Origin of the sequence: Bradyrhizobium sp. PRIMUS42 (genome assembly GCF_023006515.1) — a bacterium.
Lineage (GTDB): Bacteria > Pseudomonadota > Alphaproteobacteria > Rhizobiales > Xanthobacteraceae > Bradyrhizobium.
The window spans coordinates 1-866 of the sequence record NZ_JALBGZ010001315.1 but is presented as its reverse complement, the minus strand read 5'-3'; the positions used below and the strand labels follow the sequence as shown (position 1 = coordinate 866).

Below are 866 nucleotides of genomic sequence, written 5' to 3'. Positions count from 1 at the left end.
GTCGTCCAGCGACGGCGCCTCCAGCGCCTTGGCGACGTTCTCGCCGGGGCCGGTGCCCTCGATCAGGCCGCCGATGCCGATGCCGCCGAGGATCGCCGAGCGCAGGCGCTGCGGCTCGTTGAGGGATAGCCACGCCGCCATCCGTCCGCCCATCGAATAGCCCATGATGTCGGCCTGCGGGATGGCGAGATGATCCATCAGTGCGAGCACGTCGCCGGCCATCACGGGAATCGAATATTGCGCGGGCTCGTAGAGCTTTGCGCTTTCGCCGTGGCCACGATTGTCGAGCGCGATGATACGGCGGCCGTTCTTGCGCAGCTCCGAAACCCAGGTCGGATAGACCCAGTTCACGTTCTTGCTCGAGGCAAAGCCGTGCACCAGGATGATCGGATCGCCCTCGCCTTCATCGAGATAGGCAATTTCAACGGCGCCGTTGTGAAAGCTCGGCATCATCAGTTCCGTGAGGTCTTGAGGGGGAATGTTGATCTTAGAGCACGATCCGGAAAACCGTGCAGCAGTTTTCCGGCAACATCATGCTCAAACAATAACCTGAGGCGCGATGGCAATCGCGCTTCAGGCCGTGACGGCAGCGTCCGCCAGAGCGGCTTCGGCTGCGATCTGAGCCCGGCGAAGCCGCCGCGCCCGCCTGCGATCGCACCAGGCCTGGGTGAGGCGCTCGGTCGTCGCCTTGATGGAGGAGAGAAGGCCGAACAGCGTCAGTGCCGCACTGAGCAGCCAAAGCGCCAGATCGAACGCACCGCCGATCAGCAGCAGCGCGCCGCGGCCGAGCAGCTTCATGATCGCGCGCGTCTTGCCGCCTTGCGCTTCTGCAAGCCGAGCGGCGCGCGCGACGTCCTTCGGACCTT

1 protein-coding gene and 1 pseudogene are annotated in these 866 nt (G+C 64.7%); both read right to left on the bottom strand.

Annotation, left to right across the window (positions count from 1 at the left end):
* Positions 1-450, bottom strand: a 450-nt coding sequence (locus tag MOV75_RS39990; protein ID WP_247008352.1) for an alpha/beta fold hydrolase, incomplete at its 3' end; no start/stop codon positions are given.
* Between the two features lie 123 nt (positions 451-573).
* Positions 574-866: pseudogene (locus MOV75_RS39985) on the bottom strand (hypothetical protein); the annotation flags it as partial.